A 25,597-nucleotide genomic window follows, 5' to 3' on the forward strand; every position below is an offset into this window, starting at 1 on the left:
CGGCTTTTTTCTGAACTACCAAACTTTTTCGAGAAAAAAAATGCAGATTGCATGAAACTTTTTTGCAGAGATTGATTTCTGTCAAGCCGCAAAACGGGAACTCCTTATTTATTATATATAAAGGACGCGTGGAGGCGCACAAATCTTTTTCTTCATTTCCGATGGCTGAAAAAGCACCCGAAACGCACCAATGCCGCTATTTCAAAGTTTCACTTTTAGAGGGAAGCTTTGCGGAAATGTGCAAAGAACGGTGCGGTTAGAGAAGAGAAAATGAAAGTCATGATGATAAAATGATCAAGTAAGGGTTACTTGAACGAAATGCTCATTTGACTTTGTAAGATGAGAATCTTGAGGCATTACGCACGCATGCACACACGCACGTGAGGTAGCAAAAATCGAACATTCCAACACCTTCGTTGGATAACAAGCTTTGAGACATGACGTTATCGTGGTGTTCGAAATGTATTGAGAAAGCGTTATAGAACATCAATTGAACAACAATCGGACACAAGCCGAACGGCAATCGAATACAAGCCGAACGACAATCGAATACCAATCGAACACGATCCGGATACTAATCATACGTCTGAAAGATGATATATAGAGTTGCCCAAGAGATCTGGAGACTACGAAAGAATATCCAGGGAGCTGTGAAAGAATATCCAAGAAAGTACATAAGAATATCCAAGAAACTGGGAAAGCCACTGAGAAGTCGGTGTTTGAATATCTGAAAATGACATTCAAACCATCTGGAAATCTTTTTCCTTCATTATATTGAAGTGATGGAGGTCGTATGATAGAAAAAAGGAATCTCTGAGGTTTTCTTCGGAAAGAAGCCCCAGAGATTTCCGTTTATTATATGTCATGCGCCAACTTATAGCTGCTGCAGTTTACTCCACTTTGGCTTTGAGATAGTTGCGCAATGGATTTGCATACATGGTAAGCATGCGTTCCCGTAGGAATTTCTCGTCAGGATTAGCGATTTTCACCTTCTCCAATTGTCCTTTGAGATAGTCTTCGAATCGTTTTTTGTCCGCCTCGGTATAATGTTGTGCATATTTTTTTGTACCTTCCAACTCATCGAGTGCGATGTAATTGCAGGGGAACAGACAATAATTAGCATGTAGTTCACGGTCAATACGCTTACTGAGTGCTGCAAAAAACTCCGTTTTTGGCAGATCACCGAGTTCGTCGATCCATGTATTGATGGGTGCTGCACAATGATAATGCACACGTCCCTTATATCCAAAGATACCTGTTTTCATGTTATCGAGATCATCCTGGCGACTTTTCTTGAATGCCGGATTATCACGTTTCTGCTGAAATTCCTGTGCTTTAAGATAATCGCATGGGTCGAACTCATAGCTGATGGTGAGTGGAACGATATTGATTTCACGGAGGCTATCGATAGGTTTCCCCTCGCCTCCCATTGCCAACATCTTCAGTACAGAATCCTGCGTACGGTCGTCAGAATCCTTTGCTCTTCCTTCACGCTGTGCGATCCAGATATTTTCATGCTTTTGTGTTACCGCATAATGTATATATCTGCTCATGATTTGGCTAGAGCGCAACATCTCTTTTGGCGTGAGTCCCCGTCTGACCGTAAACGCCTTGTTCATGCGCACCAACCTTTTTATCCATGGGTAAATCAGGAGGTTATCGCCGATACCTATTTCCACGGTAGTAGGATATCCCGTTTTTACAAGCATGACGTCGAGTAGCGCCGAGTCGAGTACGATGTCTCTATGGTTGCTGACAAATGTATATCGGAGACTGAAATCGCGTGGCAAACAGTTATCATCGAATGTGCATCCGTCCGTATGCTTCCGTATGATATGTCGCACGATAGGTTTCATAAACCTTTTCTGGAAGTCGAGTGGCGACTTAACCCCAATGAAAGCCATTTTCAGCACAGCGTTTCTCAATGATTTAGGCAGCCACGGCACGATGCCACGTAGCATGGTCGAGAATTGTCTGTCAGCAAGCAATTCATTGAAAGCCTGTTGCACTTCTCCCGTATCATAGGGTCTTATCTCGTCGAATTCAGCAGGAATAGCCATAATATTCGTATCAGAATTGGTTTTCAACAATATCGGTGAGCACGTCGCTCATTTTGAGTCCCGCAGCCTTAACCTGTTGCGGTATGAAGCTGGTAGGTGTCATTCCAGGAGTTGTATTCACTTCAAGCATAGAAATTTTTCCCTCCTTAGAGATGATATAGTCAATGCGTATGATGCCATTGCAGTGCAGGATATCATAGATATGACTGGTAATTTCTTTAACGCGACGTGTCACATCTTCTGGCAGACGGGCAGGTGTAATCTCCTGTACCTGTCCATTATACTTAGCATCATAGTCGAAAAATTCGTTTGTTGTCACGACTTCTGTAGCAGGAAACACAACCGATTTCTCTTTAGTCTTATATACACCGATAGAAATCTCGGTACCTTCCAGATACTGTTCGACCATCACTTCCGAGCTTTCCATCATAGCTTTTCTGATAGCAGGAGCCAGTTGGTCACGGTTTTTCACTTTGGAGACACCGAATGACGATCCATCAGCAGCCGGTTTTACGAAGCATGGCATTCCGATACGCGCCTCAATTTCCTCGTCAGACACCAGTTCTTCATATCCTTGTCTGATGAGCAGGGAATCAGCCACGCTCACTCCGTATCCTTTGAGATACTGGTTGAGCACAAACTTATCGAAAGTCATAGCCTCAACGAGCACGCCACTTGTACTGTATGGCACCCCCACGAGGTCGAAATATCCCTGCATGATACCGTTTTCTCCCGGTGTTCCATGAATGGTGATATAGGCATAATCGAATGTTTTAGCCTTTCCGTTTTCCACAAAAGAAAAGTCGTTACGGTCGATGCGCGCAGTAGTTCCGTCGGGCAGTTCCACATTCCAGTCCTGTCCTTTTACATCGACGATATATACATTATACCGCTCTTTGTCGAAAAACGAAAAGAGTCCTTGTGCTGAGCGCAGCGATACGTCGTGTTCTGAAGAGTCGCCACCGCATACGATGGCGATGTCACGTTTCAAATTGTTGATCATTCGTGTATGTTGTTATATTGTTTGTTGTTCCGGTTTCATATATTTGCGCCATTTTTCAATCAGCGCCTCCATATCAGCTGCCAATGGCGAATTGAAGTCCATTTGCTGTTTGGTGACAGGATGCACAAATCCGAGTGTGCGTGCGTGTAGCGCTTGCCTTCCACATATTTTGAAGCAGTTTTGTATAAACGCCTTATAGGATGCAGAGCGTTCACCTCTTAGTATTTCCATTCCGCCATATCGTTCATCTCCGAAGAGCGGGTGTCCTATATGTTTCATGTGTGCACGTATCTGGTGTGTTCTCCCAGTTTCGAGTCTGCATTCGACGAGTGTCACATACCCGAATCGCTCCAGTACCCGATAGTGTGTGACCGCCGTTTTACCGATATCTCCGCCTGGTGTGAATACCGCCATGCGCAGTCTATCCTTCGGATCGCGTCCTATATTTCCCTCTATGCGTCCAGTGTCTTCGGTAAGGTTTCCCCATACGAGTGCATTATAACTTCTGTGTGTATCGTGATTGAAGAACTGGACACCGAGTTCTGTCTTTGCCTCTGGTGTTTTAGCCACGACGAGGAGTCCGCTTGTATCTTTATCTATACGGTGTACGAGTCCCACAGCGGGGTCGTTGGGGTCGTATGTCGGCAGATCCCGCAAGTGCCATGCTATGGCATTGACGAGTGTTCCTGTAAAATTTCCACATCCCGGATGCACCACGAGTCCTGCTGGTTTGTTGACCACCATCAGTTGGTCGTCCTCATATACCACATCGATTGGTATGTTTTCCGGCACGATTGACGTATCATGGTGTGGCCTGTCGAGCATCAGCGTGATGATATCACCCGGTCTGACCTTATAGTTACTTTTGACAGGATTGCCGTTTACATGTACATATCCCGCATCGGCAGCCTTCTGTATTCTGTTTCTGGACGAGTGCTGCACATGTTCCGACATATATTTGTCGATTCTCACGGGCACTTGTCCTTTATCGACTTCCATGCGCAAATGCTCATACAGTCCGTCGTCAGAAGGTCCGTCGTTGCTCCCTTGTTGGTCCGCATCGAGTCCGAAATCGTCATCCATTTCGATTTCGTCGTATCCTATTTCGTTTATTTCGTTGCTTTTATCTTTCATTACAGTCGTTATATCGGCGTTGGCGGTCAATGGTTATGGTGCTGTCACTTCTTGAAAATCATCGACATCTCCCCCACTTTGTGTTTCGTTGCCATATCCGGCATCGGGTTCCACATAGTTTATATCTACATCTTGGTCGTCGTAGGTACCTTTTCCCACCATGAGTGTGAGTGGATATTCTATAGAGATGCGGTCTCCGTTAGCCACTCTTCTTCCTCTGCAGAGTATGCCATAGACCCAATCTTTCTCTCCTGCTACTTTTTTTGCAGGCAGCACATTGAATCCGAGCGATTTGAGCTTCGCCTCAGCTTCTCTGTAGCTTGAGTTGTCAACAATGTCTGGTATTTCTATTGTAGGCGACGATGGCGAGTTGACCGTGACATAGATGACGCGGCCTTCTTTCACCTTTGTGCCATAGTCTGGGCTTTGTGCGAGAATGCAGTTGGCAGGCAGAGTCTTGACATAGCCAGAGTCGCTGACAGCAATTTTCAGTCCGTCTTGTTGCAGCAGTTGGTCTGCCTTGTTATAATCCATGTCTTTCAGGTCAGGCACGGGTATTCCCACTCCGTGCTTAGTATATATACTGAGTCCCACGTTGATGCCCACGACGATGAGTATGACCACTGCCGCCATAGCCAGCAGATGGAAGCACAGATAGGGACTGAACAGTTTTCCAAAGAATTCCTTGACGTTCATATATTATTAATAGGTGTAACCAATGGGCAAAAGTACGAAGAATAATCCATACTACCAAATGAATAAACAAAAAAAAGAGAGACAGCCTCATGGGTCGTCTCTCTATGTTCTTGTTTCGTCTCCTACTGAAACCGCCATTTACTTACCGTGATTCTCGTGAGATACGGTCAACTTCTTACGGCCCTTAGCGCGGCGTGAAGCCAGCACGCGACGACCATTCTTGCTTGCCATACGCTCGCGGAAACCATGCTTGTTCACGCGACGACGATTGTGAGGCTGAAATGTTCTTTTCATTGTCTTATTATATTTTTATTTTTGTTATTATTCCACAATTCGGGTTGCAAAATTACGCATTATTTTCGAAATACGCAAGTTTTATACGATTTTTAGCACATAAAAAGCCGTTTTTTTATATTTTCTTCGTAACTTTGCACCGCTTTTTACAAACTAAGCCATAAGAAGTTACAATTTTACAGATAAAACAATATGATTAAATCACAAGACATCAAGAAGGGCACCTGCATCCGCATGGATGGCAAGCTCTATTTCTGCATCGACTTCCTCCACGTGAAGCCAGGTAAAGGAAACACCATCATGCGTACTACTCTCAAGGATGTGGTAAGCGGTCGTGTATTGGAAAAGCGCTTCAACATCGGTGAAGCCCTTGAAGACGTTCGTGTGGAGCGTCGTCCCTACCAGTATCTTTATCAGGAAGGTGCTGACTACATTTTCATGAACCAAGAGACTTTCGACCAGATTCCCATTGCCAAGGATCTGATTACCGGTGTTGATTTCATGAAGGAGAGCGATATCGTAGAAGTTGTCAGCGACGCCGACACCAACACTATCCTCTTTGCCGAAATGCCTGTGAAGACCAATCTTCGCATCACTCACTCTGAGCCAGGCATCAAGGGCGATACCGCTACCAATGCTACCAAGCCTGCTACACTGGAGACTGGTGTAGAGATTCGCGTTCCCCTGTTTATTGACGAGGGTGACCTCGTACAGGTTGACACCCGCGACGGCAGTTACTTGAACCGCGTAAAGGAGTAAATGAAATATTCCATCATCGTCCCCGTCTATAATCGCCCCGATGAGATAGGCGAGTTGCTTGAGAGTCTTTGCTCTCAAACAGAGACCGATTTTGAGGTAATTGTAGTAGAGGACGGATCCCAAATCCCATGCAAGGATGTTTGCGAGAAATTCGCAAGCATCCTTGATTTGCATTATTACAATAAGGAAAACAGCGGTCCCGGCATGAGCCGCAACTATGGTGCTGAGCGATCTGCAGGCGATTATATCATCGTGCTCGACTCCGATGTGGTATTGCCCGACGGCTATCTTGCTGCCATCAACCGCGAGTTGAATCAGCATCCCGTCGATGCTTTCGGCGGTCCCGACGCTTCACATCCCTCGTTTACTGCCATCCAGAAGGCCATTTCCTACTCGATGACGAGTTTTTTTACCACCGGCGGCATCCGCGGTGGCAAAGCCAAACTCGACAAGTTCTATCCCCGTTCGTTCAACATGGGTATTCGTCGTGAGGTCTATGCACATCTGAATGGATTTGCCAAGATGCGTTTTGGCGAGGATATCGACTTCAGTTATCGCATAGTAGAAGCAGGCTATTCCACCCGACTCTTCCCCGAAGCATGGGTTTGGCATAAGCGCCGCACCGACTTCCGCAAGTTTTTCCGCCAGGTGTATAACAGCGGCATAGCACGCATCAACCTTGAGAAGCTCCATCCCGGCACGCTCAAATTAGTGCATCTGCTGCCTATGGTCTTCACCGTAGGCGTCATTGCCCTTATCCTTGCCAGCGCCGTAGGCCGTGCGCTGATGCACTATTGTCCCGAAGGCCAATGGCTGTGGCTGTTTGTCTGTCCGTGGATTCCCATTCTACTCTATTCACTCATCATTCTTATCGACTCCACCGTGTGCAACAAGAGTCTGAAGGTTGGCATCCTCAGTGTGCCCGCCGCCTTTGTCCAGCTTATGGGATATGGCTTCGGATTCATAGAGTCTTGGTGGAAGCGCTGTGTCAGAAAGCAAGACGAGTTTACGGCTTTCGAGAAGAATTTCTATAAATAAACTTACTCTGTCGAGTAGCATCCGTATGGACAAACTCAGCATCACCCAATGGGCAGAAGACGACCGACCGCGTGAAAAACTCATGCGACTGGGTCCCGAAGCATTGAGCAATGCCGAGCTCATGGCCATTCTCATCGGTTCGGGCACCCCTGAAGAGAGTGCCGTCGATCTGATGAAACGGGTGCTCAACGACTGTAACAACAACCTCAACACGCTGGGCAAGCGCAGCATTGCCCAACTCATGGAGTACAAAGGTGTGGGGCCTGCCAAGGCTGTCACCATTATGGCGGCATGCGAACTGGGCAAGCGCCGCCAGATGGAAAAGGCAGAAGTGCGTCCTAAGCTCGATTCGGCAGAGGCGATCTATCAATACATGCACCCCAAGATGCAAGACCTTGATGTGGAAGAGGCATGGGCATTGCTCATGAATCAGAATTTCAATCTCCTCAAGGCAGTGCGTCTCTCCCATGGCGGCATCAGCGAAACGGCGGTCGATGTGCGCATCATACTGAAAGAGGCCTTGCTTGCCAATGCCACTATAGTTGCCATCTGCCACAACCATCCCAGCAACAACCATCGCCCAAGTAGCAACGATGACCGCCTGACGGAACTGGTGAGAAAGGCTTGCCAGACCATGCGTATCTTCATGCTCGACCATATCATCATCACCGACGGACGTTATTATAGTTATCGAGAAGAGGGTCGTTTGTCTTGAATATCAGCCATATAGACCCATCGCGCAGCATACCTTTCTCAGCAATTTCAATGTATTTGCTCAGCAATTTCAATGAATTTACTCAGCAATTTCAATGAATTTGGTCAGCAAACTCAATGAATTTGCATCATCAACGAATATTTCGTTTACCTTCTATACATATCTTCAGACTACGTTGCGCAAGTTTCATAGCCTTGCAAAACAAATTACTTTCCTCAGCAAATCAATTTACTTTGCTCGGCAAATCAATTTGTTTTCCTCGGCAAATCAATTTGTTTTCCTCGGCAAATCAATTTGATTTGCTAACAGATACGGCTTTCACATAACGGCAACGCGCTATTACTTAAAGATTTAGACTACGCTCTCAATACCTGTCATCAACTATGGTTAGTCACATGATGCATATTCCCTTCCATGCAAAGCCTCATCAGCTTCAGCCTCAACGCTTAACCGCAATTACTAACAAAGTATAAAATGTGGAGGCAATCACGATGTTTATCCCGACAAATAGTTATATTTGCATCATGAAAACTACCATTTCCCATCACTTCAACAAGATAGCCGCACTGGTCGTTGCCCTATGTGCAGCATGCGGGGCAAGCGCCCAAAACTATCCTATAGGTATTGTCAGTCACCAAGATTCCATGCACTATGTGCAGTTAGGACTGGTGGCAAACATTGCCGACAGCTATGCCAACGGTGTGCAGTTCTCCCCCATTACCAATATGTCGGCGGCTCCTTTCCGAGGCATACAGCTCAGCGCCATCAGCAATATCGCTATGGGAGTGGAGAAAGGCATACAGCTGGGAGGTGCCCTCAACGTGTCGTCGGGATATATGCGCGGCATTCAGTTGGCTGCTGCCAACTATGCCGACTCGCTCAACGGTTCGCAGATAGGACTCATCAATGTGGCACTGGCACATCCAAGGGGATGGCAGGTGGGCATTGTCAACGTCACTCGCGACACCTTGGCACACAAGATAGGACTGGTCAACATCAATGCCAAGACCACCATCGACTATATGTTTTCTGCCGGATCGAGCACCAAGTTCAATGCTGCCGTGCGCTACCGCAACCGCAGCACCTATAACATTCTTGGTGCGGGAACCCACTATATGGGTCTCGACCGCGATTTCTCCGGTGCCATCTATTATCGCATCGGACAGTATTTCCACCTCACACCACGACTGACACTGAGTGGCGATGTGGGCTTCTACCATATAGAGACCTTCCAACACAAGGCCGACAAGCCTGAACGACTCTATTCCATACAGGCACGCATCAATGCCGACTACCAGTTGGGCAAGTATCTTGGTGCCTTTGTCTCCGTGGGTTATGGCGACACCCGATACTACAGCCACAACCGACACTACCGCAACCGCCCGCTCATCGAGGCAGGTCTGACCATACGCCACCAGCGTTCACAGCCGCAAGACATCTTCGACATCAGACGCAACGACGATGATATCATGGATCGCACAGATTCCATCATGGCACTGCCCCTCAAACCAAAACCTTGGCGAGCAGCTGTCGAAGCCACGGGCATCAACGTATTTGTCCACTGTTTCGACCGTTTTGTGCTGGGCGAGGAATTTGCCAAAACCACGCTCAACTCCATTGGTCACAACATCCGCAACGGCTTTGTGTGGGACAACGACCAGTTTTCCACCAACCTTTTTGCCCATCCCTACCACGGCAACCTCTACTACAATGCCGCACGAAGCAATGGGCTCAACTTCTGGCAATCGGCTCCCTACTCCTTCTTTGGATCGCTCATGTGGGAAGTGGCAGGCGAGAAAGAACCGCCAGCCATCAACGATTTGATAGCTACAACCATGGGAGGCATCTGCATAGGAGAGGTGACACACCGCGTCAGCGACATCATTCTCGACGACCGCGCCTATGGTTTCCCGCGATTCCTGCGTGAGGCAGCAGCCACCATCATCAATCCCATCAAGGGTTTGAACCGCATCATCACGGGCGAAGCATGGCGCGTGAGGTCCACCCACTACTTGCACCACGATCGTGGGGCATTCCCCCTCGACTGTTCCATCAGTGTGGGCGACCGCTATCTGGCAGACAATGGTGCCATCTTCCGTGGCGAACACAATCCCTACGTCAATCTCTTTATGGAATACGGCGATGCCATGGATGGTGAAAACCACAACAAGCCCTACGATTTCTTTAGTGCTGAAGTGACCTTCGGACTCAGCAAAAACCAGCCCCTCATCAACTCCTTGCACATTCTGGGACGTCTCTGGTCGGCACCGTTCAATTGGGGAAAATCCATGGATGTTGAGTTTGGCATCTATCAACACTTCAATTATTACGACTCGAAACCAGTGAAAAACGGGTCGGACCTCACCCCTTATCGCATCAGCGAAGCGGCATCGGTGGGACCGGGAGTCATCGTAGAATTTCCAAAAGTGGGAGCGCTGACGCGTCTCGAACAGCGCATTTTCCTCAGCGGCATACTGCTGGGCGGCACAAAGAGCGACTATTTCAATGTGATTGACCGCGACTACAACATGGGAAGCGGCTACAGCATCAAGGCCAAGACCCACATGGAGATAGGCAGGTTCGGCAGGTTCATCCTCAATGTGCATTATTTCCGCATCTTCACATGGAAGGGTTACGAGAATAAAGACCTCAGCACCATCGACCCGCTGTATCTCAATGCACAGGGAGACAAAGGCAATGCACACCTTCTGGTGGTCAGTCCGATGATAGAAATCGACTTGCCAAAGCGCTGGAGCCTATTGATGGCAAGTTCGTTTTTCGAGCGACAAACCCACTACAAATACTATGCCGACGTCAAGGCGAAGACCTTTGAAGTGAGAGCCGGACTTACCTATCATTTCTAATCCAACCGCCGTTTCTTGCAATCGGGTTGCAAGAAACGGCGGTTTTTCCATGTTTTCATATCATCGTGACACTGGTTTGTGTACCTTTGCCATCAGAAACAAACACGTATTATAATATATGGCACACGAACATCAACATCACAGTCACTGCAGCTGCAACTGTCATTCTGAGGCAGAAGCACACCATCATCATCACAATGAAGGTCAAGACCATCACCACCATCACGACCATAACAGCCTTCACCGACAACTGGCTGTCATCGCCACAACCATCATACTGCTCATCGGTGCGGTCTGCATAGAACATTATCTCACGTTGCCCACATGGCAACTGTTGCTCATTTATCTCGTGCCCTACCTCCTGGTGGGTCATAAAACGCTGGGCGAAGCCGCCGAAGGACTGCTCCATGGCGATGCGTTCAACGAGGATTTCCTCATGGCGATAGCCACTATCGGTGCGTTGTGTATCGGATTTCTGCCCGGTGCCGACACCGAATTTCCCGAAGCAGTATTCGTGATGCTGTTCTTCCAGATAGGCGAAATGTTTGAAGGCTATGCCGAAGGGCAGAGCCGCAAAAGCATTTCAAACCTCATGGACATACGCCCCGATGTGGCACACGTGGTGCGCAACGGTCAAACCGTCGATGCAAAACCGGAAGATGTGGCAGTAGGAGAAACCATCATCATCGCACCGGGCGAGAAAGTGCCCCTCGATGGAACGGTCTGCAAAGGCTCATCGGCACTCAACACCGTGGCACTAACGGGTGAAAGTGAACCGCGCGACATCCATGAAGGCGACGACATCACATCGGGATGTATCAATCTCAGCGGTGTCATCAACGTCACTACGACCAAGACTTACGGCGACAGTACCGTGTCGAAAATCATCGATTTGGTGGAACATGCCAGCGACAACAAGTCGAAAAGCGAGGCTTTCATCACCCGCTTTGCACGCTATTACACCCCTGTAGTGGTCGTTGCTGCATTGATACTGGCGGTAGTTCCGCCACTCATTTCCGGCGATTTCATCGAAAACTTCCCCACATGGCTCTACCGCGCACTGATGTTCTTGGTGGTATCGTGTCCTTGCGCTCTCGTCATCAGCATTCCCCTCACCTTCTTTGGAGGCATTGGTGGAGCGTCGCGCCACGGCATACTGGTGAAAGGGGCATGCTATATGGATGCACTCGCCAACCTCCATACGGTGGTTTTCGATAAGACGGGCACCCTCACCCACGGTCAGTTTGCCGTAGAAGCGGTGCATCCCGACCATTTCAACGAGCGTCAACTGCTTCACCTCGCTGCCCACGTAGAGCATTTTTCCACCCATCCCATCGGAGCTGCCCTGCGTAATGCGTTCCCCGAAGAGGCTACCGACGGATGCCGCATCAGCCATGTGGAAGAAGTGGCAGGACAGGGCATTTGCGCACAGGTTGAGGACCACATCGTCTGTGTGGGCAATCAGCGCATGATGGAAGCCATAGGTGCACAGTGGCATCCATGCCATCACATCGGCACTATCATCCATGTGGCTATCGACGGACAGTATGCAGGCCACATCGTCATCAACGACCATATCAAGGACGACAGCATTGAAAGCATCAACAAACTCAAGCAGTTGGGCATCAAACGCACGGTCATGCTCACCGGCGACCGACAGGAAGTGGGACAACATGTAGCGGAGACTCTTCATATAGATGAATTTCACGCCGAACTCATGCCAGCCGATAAGGTGGCACATGTGGAACGGCTGATACAGGAAAAACCCGTAGATAAAGCCCTTGCCTTTGTGGGCGACGGTATCAACGATGCGCCCGTACTGGCACGAGCCGACGTGGGTATTGCCATGGGCGCACTGGGTAGCGATGCTGCCATAGAGGCTGCCGACGTTGTATTGATGGACGACCGACCTTCTAAGATTGCACTTGCCGTGAGCATTGCACGCCACACCATCGCCATAGCACGCCAGAATGTGGTGCTCGCCATTGGCATCAAGGTGGCTGTACTGCTATTGGCAACCTTCGGTATGGCTACACTTTGGATGGCTGTGTTTGCCGATGTTGGCGTCACCGTACTGGCGGTACTCAACGCCATGAGGGCACTGAGCGGAAAAAACAAATAAAAAAGAACGACTCTGTTTGGCACTCTGCCCACTATTTAGTAACTTTGCAGTCACTGAAAACATATTCATATATATAACTAACCATACTACACTATGATGAGAAAATACTTCTTGGCTGTGGTTTGCTGTTGCTCGGCATGGGCTGCAGCACAGACAGTTAAACCCGCCATTCCACGCGATGAACAGTTGGAAGCGAAAGTAGAAAAGACACTTGCCAAAATGACCCTCGATGAGAAAATAGGCCAGATGCTCGAACTCAACCTCGATATCATGGGGACATACGACGCATCGGGAAAATGGAAACTCAACGAGACGATGCTTGACACCTGTATCTCTAAATACAAAGTGGGATCGCTGCTCAATGCACCGGGAACACGCGCTGCTACCGTAGAACAATGGCAGGAGTGGATTCGGCTGATACAGAAAAAATCGATGAAACATATCGGCATCCCCGATGTGTTCGGTCTGGACCACAACCACGGAGTGACCTATACTCAAGGCGGAACGCTCTTTCCGCAACCTATCAATATCGCTGCTTCATTCAATACTGAGTTGGCACGCACCGGAGCACAGGTTACTGCATACGAAAGCCGCGCTGCCAACTGTCCTTGGGTATATAACCCTGTGACCGACCTCGGCAGAGATCCACGCTGGTCGCGCATCTGGGAGAGCTTCGGCGAAGACCCCATTGTCAATGCACGCATGGCTGAAGCTGAAATCATGGGCTATCAGGGCAATGACCACAACCACCTCTCACGCTATAACGTAGCTACCAGTTTGAAACACTATATGGGTTACGGCGCTCCCTTCACCGGCAAAGACCGCACACCGGCGTATATCGCTCCAAACGTGTTGAGAGAAAAGTATTTCGAGCCTTTCAAGGCTGCCGTACAGGCTGGCGCACTCACCATCATGGTCAATTCGTCAAGCATCAACGGTGTACCCGTGCACGCCAGCTACGAATACCTTACTCAATGGCTTAAGAAAGATTTGAACTGGGACGGAATGATTGTCACCGACTGGGCTGACATCAACAATCTCTTTACCCGCGAAAGAGTGGCAAAAGACAAGAAAGATGCGATCCGCATTGCTATCAATGCCGGTATCGATATGTCGATGGACCCATACAGCGTGGAGTTTTGCATACTGCTGAAACAACTCGTCAACGAGGGCAAGGTGAGCCAAGAGCGTATCGACGATGCCGTGCGTCGCATCCTCAGACTGAAATACCGCATCGGACTGTTTGACGAACCAAACACCGGAGGCAAGGGCTATGAGAAGTTTGGATCGCAAGAACATGCTGATATGGCTCTCCGTAGCGCCGAGGAAACTGAGATTCTGCTAAAGAATGAAGGCGTTCTGCCATTGGCAAAAGGAAAAAAGATACTGCTCACAGGACCTAATGCCAACCAGATGCGCTGCCTCAACGGCGGTTGGAGCTACACTTGGCAGGGTAGCAAAGCGGAAGACTTGGCAGAGAAATACAACACAATCTATGAAGCACTCTGCAACAAATACGGTCAGGAAAACGTGATTCTCGACCAAGGTGTGACCTACAACGAAAAGGGACAGTACTGGGAAGAAAATGAACCACAGATAGAAAAAGCTGTTGCTGCGGCTGCTCAGGCGGATGTCATCATTGCCTGTGTGGGTGAAAACAGCTACTGCGAGACACCGGGAAACCTCACTGACCTTTGGATGTCAGAGAACCAACGCAATCTGGTGAAGGCTCTGGCAAAGACTGGCAAGCCCATAGTTCTCGTGCTCAACGAAGGTCGTCCACGGCTCATCGCCGACATTGAACCGCTAGCTAAAGCCATTGTCCACATCATGTTGCCAGGCAACTACGGTGGCGATGCACTGGCAAACCTGTTGGCTGGCGACGCTAACTTTTCTGCGAAACTGCCCTACACCTATCCGAAAGAAATCAATTCACTGGCTAACTACGACTATAAAGTCAGCGAAGAAGTGGGCACCATGGCTGGCGCATACAACTACGATGCGAAGGTTTCGCTGCAATGGCCCTTCGGTTACGGTCTGAGCTATACTACTTTTGAGTATGCCAATCTAAAGGTGGATAAGGCAAACTTCACTGCCGACGATACGCTGACCGTTACGGTGGATGTGAAAAACACGGGTAGCCGTGCTGGCAAGGAGTCGGTATTGCTCTATTCGAGCGACCTCATTGCATCGATAGTGCCCGACAACAAGCGTCTGCGTTGCTTCACCAAGATTAGTCTCGAACCAGGTGAAACAAAAACTGTGACTTTCACTCTGCCGGCAAAAGACCTTGCCTTTGTAGGTGCCGACGGTCGCTGGACACTCGAAGAGGGTGATTTCCTGCTGCGCGTTGCACGCCTTACCGCTCCCACCACCTGCACCAAAACTAAGGTTTGGAATACGCCAAATAAATAAAAAGGCCTGATTTCAACGGATTTTCCCGTTCTCATACACAACGATTCAGCCGCATTTGAAAAATCAAATGCGGCTGAATCATTTTGATATCACAATGTCGTTTCAGTATAAGAGACAAACATATTTAACATGCCACGAATAGCCATTCTTCCCAAAAGTAGTCCGAGAATGCCAAATACAAACAATAATATCAAGGGAACAACTCCCCAGTTATCACAATAAGACAATATCACTGGAAACAGTAAAGACAACACCAAGAGACTATAAGACAAGAAGAACAGGCATCGAGGACGTTTCCATTCAACCTCCAGCTGTTGTTCTGTCCTCATCTTATCCATAAGCATAGGCACTACCGCCAACGACAAGAATCCAATGACATAAGTCAGAATGGCCAATATGAAAACTAAAGAATAGCCATACGATAATTATACGATTGGGCTGCCGTTGTTTCATAGGACTTCTGTATCACCTGCCCATCGATGATAATTCCAACTACCGCAATGATAAATCCTATTGCCATGAGAATAGCTATATAGGATACCAAATTTCGCTTCTTCATAGGTTAGCAATATGTGACATAGTTAATATAGCTTATGTTCCTTCCTGTTCATCACTGCAAAGATACGATTTTTCTATGACACACCACTTGTTTACCCGTTCCTTTTTCATCCATACACCCTATTTTTGGTGGTTTGGGAAAAAAGATATATCTTTGCAAGAAGAAAACAAATAAGACTATGACACAAGAAGAAAAGACACAAATAGAAGAACGCATCGTGGATGTGCTCAAAACTGTATATGACCCGGAAATACCCGTAGATATCTACAATCTGGGCATGATCTATAAGATTGATGTGAAAGATGACGGAGCTGTGGAACTCGACATGACATTCACTGCACCAAACTGTCCGGCTGCTGACTTTATACTGGAAGATGTACGCACCAAACTGGAAAGTGTGGATGGCGTGAAAACAGCCAACGTCAACCTCGTGTTTGAACCCGCTTGGGACCAGTCGATGATGAGCGAAGAGGCTCGTGTCGAACTCGGTTTCGACTGATGCTCTATAAACACAGACATGGAGACTGCAACCAATAGCGACAAGCTCCATATTGATTATCGACAGATACTATAATATATAATAAGGTGTAAAGCCCATGAAGAATGTATATTTCCTATCCGATGCCCACCTCGGATCGTTGGCAGTTCCGCATCAACGCACGCAGGAACGACGTCTGGTACGCTTTCTCGATTCTATCAAAGAGAAGGCGGCAGCCATCTATCTGCTGGGCGATATGTTTGATTTCTGGTATGAATACCGCTACGTAGTGCCACGCGGCTATACCCGGTTCTTAGGCAAACTCTCGGAACTGAGCGATATGGGAGTGGAAATCCACTATTTCACCGGCAATCACGATATATGGGCTTACAACTATCTGCAACAGGAATGTGGGGTGATACTGCATAAGAAAGAGGAGACAACAGAAATCTATGGTCACGAATTTTTCCTTGCTCATGGTGATGGACTGGGCGACAATGATGCCTCATTCAAATTGCTTCGTGCCATTTTCCATAATACGGTGTGTCAAAAGATGTTTTCTTCCATCCACCCACGATGGGGTATGGCATTCGGATTGACATGGGCAAAACACAGTTATATCAAGCACAAAAAGACCGACCAACCTTCCTTTATGGGTGAAGAGCGTGAACACTTGGTACGCTTTGCACGCGCTTATATGGTGGATCATCCCAACATAGACTATTTCATCTTCGGGCATCGACACATAGAACTCGATATAAAACTGGAACGCCACACACGCCTGATGATATTAGGCGACTGGATTAGCCAGTTCACCTATGCCGTATATGATGGCGAACACATGTTCTTAGAGGAGTATGTGGAGGGGGAAAGCCAACCCTAACAGCATATCACGATGTCCGACAAGCAGTTTTCTAATCGTTAGAAAACCGCTGTACAACTCATTTCATCCTATCCTGTAGCCAGCCGATCTAACGGGCTGTCGGATGAAGAAAATGGCTATCAACTGTTCATCAAGGCTTCAATCTCCTCTTCAGTAGAAAGGTTGAAGTCGCCCGATATCGTACTTTTCAGTGTACTGGCAGCCAGCGAGAAGTCAAGACAACGCTGGTCATCGTCGCGGCGCACCAGGTGTGCATGGAGATAGGCTGCCAGATAAGCATCACCAACACCCATGGGATCAATCACTGGATTAATGTCATAGACGCGAGTGGTATAGAGTTTTTCGCCATCGAAAAGTACACCACTGAGCAAATGGTGGTTGGATGAGACCTCATTGCGCAATCCCATGATAAACTTCCTACAGCGCGGAAAACGGTCTGCTATCTTGCGAAACATCGCAGTATAGGCCTCCACATCAATGTGATAATCGGACGAAGTTGCTTCAAAGGGTATGCGTGGCAGTCCTGACACCAATTCCCATTCGCCAGCATCGCCAAAGACAATGTCGCTATAGTGCATCAGTTGGGGCAACACATCGGCTGCCTTAGCGCCATAGTTCCACAGGTTTTTGCGGTTGTTGATGTCGCAGGCAATGACAAGTCCCATCTCGTCGGCAGTGCGCACTGCCTCAAAAGTTGCATCGGTAGCACTCTGCGAAAGGGCACAGGTGATACCGGAACAATGAAACACATCAGCGCCACGAAACACATCGCGCCAAGGTATCATACCGGGATGTAGATTATAGAATGCGGAATCCTTACGATCATAGACCACACGCGATGGGCGAAGCGATGCTGCCTGCTCGAAGAAATAGGTTCCGATACGTGGCCCACCCCAGTTGATGAAGCGCGTATTGAGTCCCATCTCGCGCAAACGCTGTTCGCAAGCCTTGCCCATTGCCGTTTCCGGCAGGCGGCTCACATAGCGCACCTCATTACCCAACATGGCAAGCGAAACTGCCGCATTGGCCTCACTGCCGCCAAAATGAGCTTCCATCTGTGCGCCTTGTGTCAGGCGGTAATCGTCTCTTTTGGAGAAGCGAAGTAATACTTCGCCGAATGTCACTACTTTCATCTTGATTCCTTTCTATATATTATAATTGGTGTAACACCTCTGTTTCTGTTGAATCCACATGGATTATGAGGTCAAAACGACTTCAACAACCAGTTTTCCACCCCATCGACCACTATACCATTTCAGTTGGAATGGAGTATAACATCTATGGTCTCTGGAGTAATAATAATGGTGAAAGACCTCCTGTCAAGCATCCCTTGCGGGCCACCAAGCGGTCTTCCACCATCAAAAAAAATGTATTGCTGCGATGATAACGCTTAGAGCAGATTCATCGTATCGGTAGCAATCATGAGTTCCTCATCGGTAGGAATGACCACAACCTTCACCTTCGAATCGTCGGCAGAGATAACAGCCTCTTCGCCACGTACGGCATTTTTGGCCTCATCAAACTTCACACCGAGGAATTCAAGACCCTTGCATACCTCTGAACGCATGCTGACCTGATTTTCCCCGACGCCAGCTGTGAATACAATGACATCCACTCCGCCCATAGCGGCAGCATAGGCACCAATGTATTTCTTAATGCGGTAGAAGTACATGGCCTGTGCCAACTGGGCACGAGGCTCACCGGCTTTGGCTGCATTCTCTACATCTCTCATGTCTGATGAACCTCCTGTGATACCAGCTACACCGCTCTTTTTGTTGAGCAGGTTGCTCATGCCATCAGCATCGAGGCCCAGTTTCTTCTCAAGGAAAGTCACTGCACCACCATCGATATCGCCAGAACGGGTTCCCATCACGAGTCCTTCAAGTGGTGTAAGACCCATGGAAGTGTCGATACACTTGCCATCAACAACGGCTGCTACGCTACCTCCATTACCAATGTGGCAAGTAATCATCTTGGTACCTTCTGCCTTGATGCCTAAAAATTCGCAGGCACGAGCAGAAACATAGCGGTGGCTGGTGCCGTGGAAACCATAACGACGCACGCCATACTTCTCATAGAGTTCGTAAGGGATGGCATACATATAGGCCTTGGCAGGCATCGTTTGATGGAATGCAGTGTCGAACACACCTACCTGAGGCAGTCCGGGCATAAGCTCTTTAACGGCATTGACACCCTTGAGGTTGGCAGGATTGTGGAGCGGAGCAAGGTCAGAGCATTCTTCAAAAACCTTCAACACCTCGTCGGTGAGCAGTACAGACTTGTTGAATTTCTCACCGCCATGCACCATACGGTGGCCTACGGCATCGATTTCCTTCAAGTCTTTAATAACGCCAACCTCAGGATCAGTAAGCAAAGAGAAGATGAATTTCACACCTTCAGTATGCTCGGGGATGTCGTGCATGATTTGCTTTTTCTCACCATTGGCCAGTTTCACCTTGACAAAGGCACCGTCCAAGCCTACGCGCTCTGCACCTCCAGAGGTCATCACGCTCTTGTCGTCCATGTTGTACAGTGCGTACTTGATAGAGGACGAACCGCAATTTAATACCAGAATCTTCATCTTTTATAGTTGTTTGCTAGTTATTTGTTTGCCTTAGCATCCATGGCCTGGCAAGCTGTGATTGCCACCATGTAGTAGATATCATCTACCGAACAGCCACGAGAGAGGTCGTTGACCGGACGTGCAATACCCTGGAGGATAGGACCAATGGCAATGGCATCGCCAAGTCGCTGCACAAGTTTGTAGCCGATATTACCAACTTCGAGGTTAGGGAATACCAGAACATTTGCCTTACCTGCGATGTCTGAATCTGGTGCTTTCTTTGCAGCTACGCTGGGCACAAGTGCAGCATCAGCCTGAAGTTCGCCATCAAGCTTGAGTTCGGGATCCAGTTCGTGGGCCAGTTTGGTAGCCTCAACAACCTTATCCACTACTTCATGCTTAGCAGAACCCTTGGTAGAGAAACTCAGCATGGCAACGCGAGGATCGGTAAAGCCTGCTACAGAACGAGCAGTCTGGGCAGTACATACGGCAATCTGGGCGAGTTCGTTTGCATTGGGCATGGGAGTTACAGCTACGTCACCAACTACGAGAACGCCGTCTTCACCATACTCTTTCTGCTTGCTGATGAGGAGCAGGCCACCGCTAACACATGAAACGCCAGGGGCACACTTGATGATTTGGAGTGCGGGGCGCAGGGTGTCTCCAGTAGTAGAGAGGGCTCCTGATATCTGACCATCGGCTCCTTCGGTCTTGATGATCATGCATCCGAGGTAAAGCGGATTCTTCACGAGTTCGCGAGCCTGTTCGATGGTCATTCCTTTCTTTTTACGAAGTTCTGCCAGCAAAGTAGCATACTCTTCGCTCTTGGGATTGTTTTCCGGGTCGATGATAGTGGCCTTATCTACACTGTTCAGTCCCCATTGTGCAGCGAGCTGCTTGATTTCGTTGGGATTACCAATGAGAACGATGTCGGCCATGTCTTCTGCCAATACACGATCGGCAGCTCTAAGGGTGCGCTCCTCTGTTGCTTCAGGGAGCACGATGCGCTGTTTGTTACTTTTTGCACGCGCAACGATTTGACTTAATAAATCCATAGTTTGTTTATTAAAAGTTTGATTTTGCTATATCTAGTTTGCAAAAGTACTAAAAATATTCTGAATAAGTCCGTAGAATTCAGAATATTTTAGATTAATTGCATCATTTCCTCAGTTAATATGCTTTCAAGTTTCTCTGCAGTGAGCCGAAGTTGCAATTGTCCATCAATAGCAACAGTGATGCCACCGGTCTCTTCGCTGACCACAATGGCTATGCAATCGCTGTCTTGCGACATGCCCAAAGCTGCACGATGGCGCAGTCCGAGCGATTTGGGAATATTCTGTTCGTGACTGACAGGAAGTATGCAACCGGCCGCTTTCAAACGTTTTCCTTCCACGATAAGAGCTCCGTCGTGGAGTGGAGAGTTTTTGAAAAAGATATTCTCAATAAGCTGTTGACTGATATTTGCATCAATCATTTCACCCGTATTTGCCACATCATCAAGTGGCATAGACCGTTGCATCACGATCAAAGCACCAACCTTTTTCTTGCTCATGTTGAGTGCTGCCATCACAATAGGTATGATAATGGGTTTCAGATCTTCTTCCTTCTTGCGTCCATCCTCGCCTGTAAAGAAGCGACGGATACCTTTCACGCGTTGATGGGCACCCAGATTGTAGAAGAAACGACGGATATCGTCTTGGAAAAGCACGATAAGTCCGATGACACCGACACTCACCAACTTGTCCATGATACTACCCAGAAGTTTCATTTCAAGCACCTGTGAGACGACAAGCCATAGTACAATAAACACCAAGATACCCATAAACACAGGCAATGATCGTGACTCCTTCATCAACCGATAGAAGTAGTAGAGTATCAAAGCCACGAGAGTAATGTCAATGGCGTCTTTTATTCCAAACTCAAAAAACATAGGCAGGTAATTTATTGTTTAGGGTTCATCTGTCCAACAATACGCACACACTCCACTGCTTCTTTCACATCATGCACGCGAAGTATGGATGCGCCTTTCATCAATGAAATGGTGTTGAGCACCGTAGTGCCGTTGAGGGCCTGTAGCGGATCGCTTTCCAACAATTGCCACACCATGCGTTTGCGTGAGATTCCCACAAGCACAGGCAGTGAAAGGGCATCGAGCTGATCCAATTGGTGCATCACGTCATAGTTTTGTTGCAGGTCTTTACCGAATCCAAAACCAGGATCAAGGATGATATCCTTCTGTCCACAGTCGCGCAACTGCTGTATCTCACGGGCAAAGCGTAGCATCATATCGCGGATAGTGGGAGCTATAGACATGAGGATATAGGGCACTTTAAGACGCGCCACCATGCGGAACATCTCAGGATCAGCACCTTCCGACACATCATTGATGATATCGGCACCAAACTCCTCAACGGTCATTCGTGCCACATCGGGACGGAATGTATCTATGCTTACAATGGTATCGGGTGCTTCACGACGTACTATTTCAAGGGCAAAGCGCAGTCTGCGTGATTCTTCTTCTTCATCCACAGGAGCACTACCGGGCCTTGTTGAGCATCCGCCCACATCGATCATAGCACCTCCCTCTGCCAATATTTGTTGTGTACGTTCTGCTATTTCGCGTTCGGTTTGCTTTCTGCTTCCCGAATAGAAGGAGTCAGGAGTGACATTAAGAATTCCCATGACCTGTGGTGAGGACAAGGTTATCAGCTTCCCATTACAATTCAGAGTATATTCCATCTTATTTTACACGTATATTATATATATATTTCGCAAAGGTACGATTAAGTGAGCAGAATACAAAAAGAAATATCAATTTTCTTTTTTATTCTCGAACGACAGTACCTAAGACCGACAGGTCAAAGGTACGATTAAGTGAGCAGAATACAAAAAGAAATATCAATTTTCTTTTTTATTCTCGAACGACAGCAACTTCGGTGTGTAGCGCTAGAGTTACGGTTAAATAAGGAAAATACAAAGAAAAAACGGCAATTCTTTTGCAGTTCACTCACATAATCGTACCTTTGCATCACCAAAACAACAACAAATATATGGATATCAAGGAACTCTACAAACTCTATCTCGCCCATCCGTGCATCACTACCGACTCGCGCGAATGCCCGAAAGACAGCATCTTCTTGGCTCTTAAAGGGGCTTCGTTTGATGGTAACCGATTCGCACAGGCCGCTTTGGAGAAGGGGTGTGCCTATGCCATTGTCAGCGAACTCACCAATCCTGAAACTCAAAAAGACGACTGCCGCTACATCTTAGTGAATGACACATTGCAAACTTTCAAAGACTTGGCACGCGAACACAGATGCCATTTCGATCTGCCCATCATAGGCATTACGGGTACAAACGGAAAGACTACTACCAAGGAACTCACCAAGGCAGTACTCGCTGAATGTTATAACGTAATGGCAACAGAGGGTAATTTCAACAACGACATAGGCGTTCCGAAAACTCTCTTCAGACTAAACGAAGACTACGATATCGCAGTAGTGGAAATGGGAGCAAGCCATCCGGGAGACATTAAAACACTGGTAGAAACGGCTGAACCTACATGTGGACTGATTACCAACGTGGGGCGTGCCCACCTACAGGGTTTTGGATCTTTCGAAGGTGTATGCCATACCAAAGGCGAGCTCTACGATTATCTCCGACAACACGAATGCCCTGTGTTTGTCAATCGAGACAATGAACACTTGATGGCTATGACCGAAGGTCTCGCAGACATCTATTACTATGGTCAGAGTAGCAACCCCGATATTCTGATACATGGCGAAGTGGTGTCGTGCTCTCCATTTCTTAAGTTCCGCTGGCGAGAGCAAGACAGCGATGCAGGCTATGCCAGCGAATGGATGGAGGTGCAGACCAACCTCATCGGTGCTTACAACCTCGACAATATTCTAGCTGCAATAACCGTGGGCTATGTCAACAACGTACCATTCGAACTCATCAATAAGGCAATTGCCAACTACACCCCCACCAACAATCGTTCACAGATGACCGTCACCGACCATAATCATCTCGTGGTCGATGCATATAACGCCAATCCATCGAGCATGCAGGCTGCTATCGACAACTTCAAACTCATGGATGTGCCTGCAAAAATGGCAATCCTCGGCGATATGCGTGAATTGGGTGATGCCTCTGCAGAAGAACACCAAAAGGTGGTGGAACAACTCAAACAAGCTGGTTTCCAACAGGTATGGCTCGTTGGCGAAGAGTTCGCAAAGACAGAATGCAGCTTCAAGAAATTCCACGATATAGAAGAAGTAAAAGCAGCCATTGCTGCCCAACAGCCGCAAGACATGTATATCCTTATCAAAGGATCTAATGGCATCAAACTATTCCAACTGCCCGAATTGCTATAGCAAATAAGTGGCATTTTGGGTGTAAAGGCAAAAAAACAATGTTTTTCTCTACGTTATTCATAAATAATTAGTACCTTTGCACCGCAAAATCGGGATGTAGCGCAGTTGGTAGCGCACTACGTTCGGGACGTAGGGGTCGGGCGTTCGAGTCGCCTCATCCCGACCAAAAGGCGGCAAGTGAAACGTTTCACTTGCCGCCTTTGTGTTTTTCATCACGTGGATATGCTCACCTGCATGACCTCTTTCATCAAACCACTCCCATTTGATGGAGGAAGATGATGAGGATGCAGATGGGACAAATATAGCGGACGGCAAAGAGATAAATCATAAACCAACGCTGATTGGTCATGCCACGATTAGTAAACTCAGCATAGACCGTACGCTTGGGAATATACCATCCGACGAATAGACAAGTGAGCATCGCTCCGATTGGCATCATAATGTTGGCAGTGATTTTATCACAAAAATCCATCAGCGCTACACCAGTGATTTGCAACCACGAACGCCCTCCTACTGACAATGAGCACAACACACAGATAGCTCCTGCAGCAACTGTCACCACCCAAGCAGAGTAACGGCGTTGTAAAGTAAACTCTTCAGTAAAGAAAGCAGTACCAATCTCGTGCATCGAAATGGTTGATGTCAGCGCTGCAAAAACCAATAGTGCATAGAACATCACACTAATCACATAACCCACCACGGGCATCGACGCAAAGGCTTGCGAGAATACATTAGGCAAGGTGATAAATATGAGTGAAGGTCCACTATCGGGATTGACACCTACAGAAAACGCTGCAGGAAATATCATCAAACCAGCCAAAACAGCTATCATCATATCGATGGTCACAATCTGGAATGCAGATTTCAAGAGGTTTGTATCTTTGGAGAAATAACTGGCATAGGTACATAGACATGCAGTACCCAACGACAAGGAGAAGAACGATTGGCCCAATGCTTCGAGCAATACGTCGCTCGACAACTTACTAAAGTCGGGATAGAACAGGAAACGGATGCCTTCTAAGGCTCCAGGCAACATGCACGATGCCACTACGATGATAATCAACAACACGAAAAGCACAGGCATAAGCAGTTTTGAAGCGCGCTCTATACCACCACGCACACCACGAACCACCACAAACTGGGTGATTAAGATGAACAAAACGCCTAAAATAGCCGGTTTCATCGCATCACCGGAAAAATCGGTGAAATACTCTCGAACGGCATCAACATTGCCACTCGTCATGCCAGTCAGTGCTACATACAGGTATTGCAGACACCAGCCTGCCACTACCGAATAGAAACCGAGGATGATAGTAGAAGTGAGAATACCAAGATAGCCGACAAACTTCCAGGGCCGACCTTTCGACAGTTTATCGTAGGCACGCGCTGCATTGGCTTGCGCATGGCGACCGATGATAAACTCACTCAACATGCCGGGCAATCCAAGCATTAGAATACATACCAAATATATCACTATGAAAGCAGCGCCACCATTCTCGCCTGCCATATAGGGGAAGCGCCATACGTTACCAAGGCCTACTGCAGATCCTGCCGTTGCAAGTATCACGCCAATCTTACTACCAAAGTTTCCACGTTCTGTCATAATGGTTTGTGTTTATATATAAATATGTAGATGGC

22 protein-coding genes and 1 tRNA gene are annotated in these 25,597 nt (G+C 47.8%); 11 read left to right on the plus strand and 12 right to left on the minus strand.

Annotated elements, in window-relative coordinates; translation table 11 throughout:
- Positions 1-890: 890 nt before the first annotated feature.
- The 5 genes from CIK88_RS07090 to rpmH all read right to left on the minus strand — a co-directional run bounded on the left by CIK88_RS07090 (position 891) and on the right by rpmH (position 5,187).
- The gene (locus CIK88_RS07090; RefSeq protein ID WP_094435466.1) at positions 891-2,060 is read right to left on the minus strand and encodes an acyltransferase; all 1,170 of its coding nucleotides are present in this window, start codon (positions 2,058-2,060) and stop codon (positions 891-893) included.
- 10 nt (positions 2,061-2,070) lie between these two features.
- Entirely contained in the window at positions 2,071-3,060 is a 990-nt protein-coding gene (locus CIK88_RS07095; protein ID WP_094435498.1) for a D-alanine--D-alanine ligase, read from the minus strand.
- 15 nt (positions 3,061-3,075) lie between these two features.
- Positions 3,076-4,146, minus strand: coding sequence for an RluA family pseudouridine synthase (locus CIK88_RS07100; protein WP_094435500.1), 1,071 nt, complete (start codon positions 4,144-4,146; stop codon positions 3,076-3,078).
- 84 nt (positions 4,147-4,230) lie between these two features.
- Complete coding sequence (locus tag CIK88_RS07105) at positions 4,231-4,893, minus strand: PASTA domain-containing protein (protein WP_094435468.1); 663 nt, start codon at positions 4,891-4,893, stop codon at positions 4,231-4,233.
- A 138-nt stretch (positions 4,894-5,031) separates the two neighbouring features.
- Complete coding sequence (gene rpmH / locus CIK88_RS07110; RefSeq protein ID WP_094391775.1) at positions 5,032-5,187, minus strand: 50S ribosomal protein L34; 156 nt, start codon at positions 5,185-5,187, stop codon at positions 5,032-5,034.
- Positions 5,188-5,379: 192 nt separating this feature from the next.
- On the opposite strand from rpmH, the gene efp reads away from it, so the two are divergent.
- From efp to CIK88_RS07140, 6 genes are all read left to right on the plus strand, one after another.
- Positions 5,380-5,946: an elongation factor P gene (efp, locus tag CIK88_RS07115; protein ID WP_094391774.1), complete on the plus strand. Its 567-nt coding sequence runs from the start codon at positions 5,380-5,382 to the stop codon at positions 5,944-5,946.
- The gene (locus CIK88_RS07120) at positions 5,947-6,984 is read left to right on the plus strand and encodes a glycosyltransferase family 2 protein (RefSeq protein ID WP_094391773.1); all 1,038 of its coding nucleotides are present in this window, start codon (positions 5,947-5,949) and stop codon (positions 6,982-6,984) included.
- Between the two features lie 25 nt (positions 6,985-7,009).
- Positions 7,010-7,699: a DNA repair protein RadC gene (gene radC, locus CIK88_RS07125; protein ID WP_094391772.1), complete on the plus strand. Its 690-nt coding sequence runs from the start codon at positions 7,010-7,012 to the stop codon at positions 7,697-7,699.
- A 524-nt stretch (positions 7,700-8,223) separates the two neighbouring features.
- The gene (locus tag CIK88_RS07130) at positions 8,224-10,563 is read left to right on the plus strand and encodes a DUF3943 domain-containing protein (RefSeq protein WP_254046866.1); all 2,340 of its coding nucleotides are present in this window, start codon (positions 8,224-8,226) and stop codon (positions 10,561-10,563) included.
- A 118-nt stretch (positions 10,564-10,681) separates the two neighbouring features.
- Positions 10,682-12,685: a heavy metal translocating P-type ATPase gene (locus tag CIK88_RS07135; RefSeq protein ID WP_094435472.1), complete on the plus strand. Its 2,004-nt coding sequence runs from the start codon at positions 10,682-10,684 to the stop codon at positions 12,683-12,685.
- A gap of 96 nt (positions 12,686-12,781) precedes the next feature.
- Positions 12,782-15,100 (plus strand): glycoside hydrolase family 3 N-terminal domain-containing protein, encoded by a 2,319-nt coding sequence (locus tag CIK88_RS07140; RefSeq protein WP_094435502.1) that lies wholly within the window; start codon positions 12,782-12,784, stop codon positions 15,098-15,100.
- Positions 15,101-15,503: 403 nt separating this feature from the next.
- Here CIK88_RS07140 and CIK88_RS12390 read toward each other — a convergent pair whose 3' ends face one another.
- Positions 15,504-15,659 carry a hypothetical protein gene (locus CIK88_RS12390; protein WP_158214657.1) on the minus strand — a complete coding sequence of 52 codons (156 nt, stop codon included), beginning with the start codon at positions 15,657-15,659 and terminating at the stop codon, positions 15,504-15,506.
- A 178-nt stretch (positions 15,660-15,837) separates the two neighbouring features.
- Between CIK88_RS12390 and CIK88_RS07150 the strand changes: the two genes are divergently transcribed.
- Both CIK88_RS07150 and CIK88_RS07155 read left to right on the plus strand, forming a co-directional pair.
- Complete coding sequence (locus CIK88_RS07150; RefSeq protein ID WP_094435476.1) at positions 15,838-16,158, plus strand: metal-sulfur cluster assembly factor; 321 nt, start codon at positions 15,838-15,840, stop codon at positions 16,156-16,158.
- Between the two features lie 97 nt (positions 16,159-16,255).
- Positions 16,256-17,020, plus strand: coding sequence for a UDP-2,3-diacylglucosamine diphosphatase (locus CIK88_RS07155; protein ID WP_094391768.1), 765 nt, complete (start codon positions 16,256-16,258; stop codon positions 17,018-17,020).
- Positions 17,021-17,139: 119 nt separating this feature from the next.
- On the opposite strand, the gene CIK88_RS07160 is transcribed toward CIK88_RS07155, so the two are convergent.
- Entirely contained in the window at positions 17,140-18,159 is a 1,020-nt protein-coding gene (locus CIK88_RS07160) for a sugar kinase (RefSeq protein ID WP_094391767.1), read from the minus strand.
- Between the two features lie 59 nt (positions 18,160-18,218).
- On the opposite strand from CIK88_RS07160, the gene CIK88_RS12300 reads away from it, so the two are divergent.
- Entirely contained in the window at positions 18,219-18,404 is a 186-nt protein-coding gene (locus CIK88_RS12300) for a hypothetical protein (RefSeq protein WP_144269595.1), read from the plus strand.
- A gap of 6 nt (positions 18,405-18,410) precedes the next feature.
- On the opposite strand, the gene CIK88_RS07165 is transcribed toward CIK88_RS12300, so the two are convergent.
- From CIK88_RS07165 to folP, 4 genes are all read right to left on the minus strand, one after another.
- Positions 18,411-19,601, minus strand: coding sequence for an acetate kinase (locus CIK88_RS07165; protein ID WP_094391766.1), 1,191 nt, complete (start codon positions 19,599-19,601; stop codon positions 18,411-18,413).
- A gap of 20 nt (positions 19,602-19,621) precedes the next feature.
- The gene (gene pta, locus CIK88_RS07170; protein WP_094435478.1) at positions 19,622-20,638 is read right to left on the minus strand and encodes a phosphate acetyltransferase; all 1,017 of its coding nucleotides are present in this window, start codon (positions 20,636-20,638) and stop codon (positions 19,622-19,624) included.
- Between the two features lie 89 nt (positions 20,639-20,727).
- Positions 20,728-21,513 carry a diadenylate cyclase CdaA gene (cdaA, locus tag CIK88_RS07175; RefSeq protein WP_094391764.1) on the minus strand — a complete coding sequence of 262 codons (786 nt, stop codon included), beginning with the start codon at positions 21,511-21,513 and terminating at the stop codon, positions 20,728-20,730.
- A gap of 11 nt (positions 21,514-21,524) precedes the next feature.
- The gene (gene folP, locus CIK88_RS07180) at positions 21,525-22,322 is read right to left on the minus strand and encodes a dihydropteroate synthase (protein WP_094435480.1); all 798 of its coding nucleotides are present in this window, start codon (positions 22,320-22,322) and stop codon (positions 21,525-21,527) included.
- A 311-nt stretch (positions 22,323-22,633) separates the two neighbouring features.
- Here folP and murF point away from each other — a divergent pair, with 311 nt between their 5' ends.
- Both murF and CIK88_RS07190 read left to right on the plus strand, forming a co-directional pair.
- Entirely contained in the window at positions 22,634-23,959 is a 1,326-nt protein-coding gene (gene murF / locus CIK88_RS07185) for a UDP-N-acetylmuramoyl-tripeptide--D-alanyl-D-alanine ligase (RefSeq protein ID WP_094435482.1), read from the plus strand.
- A 90-nt stretch (positions 23,960-24,049) separates the two neighbouring features.
- A tRNA-Pro gene (locus tag CIK88_RS07190) sits at positions 24,050-24,125 on the plus strand.
- A gap of 81 nt (positions 24,126-24,206) precedes the next feature.
- Here CIK88_RS07190 and CIK88_RS07195 read toward each other — a convergent pair.
- The gene (locus CIK88_RS07195) at positions 24,207-25,562 is read right to left on the minus strand and encodes a sodium-dependent transporter (RefSeq protein ID WP_094435484.1); all 1,356 of its coding nucleotides are present in this window, start codon (positions 25,560-25,562) and stop codon (positions 24,207-24,209) included.
- Positions 25,563-25,597 lie beyond the last annotated feature (35 nt).

The sequence above is a fragment of the Prevotella sp. P5-50 genome (assembly GCF_002251295.1).
In the GTDB taxonomy this organism is placed as follows: domain Bacteria; phylum Bacteroidota; class Bacteroidia; order Bacteroidales; family Bacteroidaceae; genus Prevotella.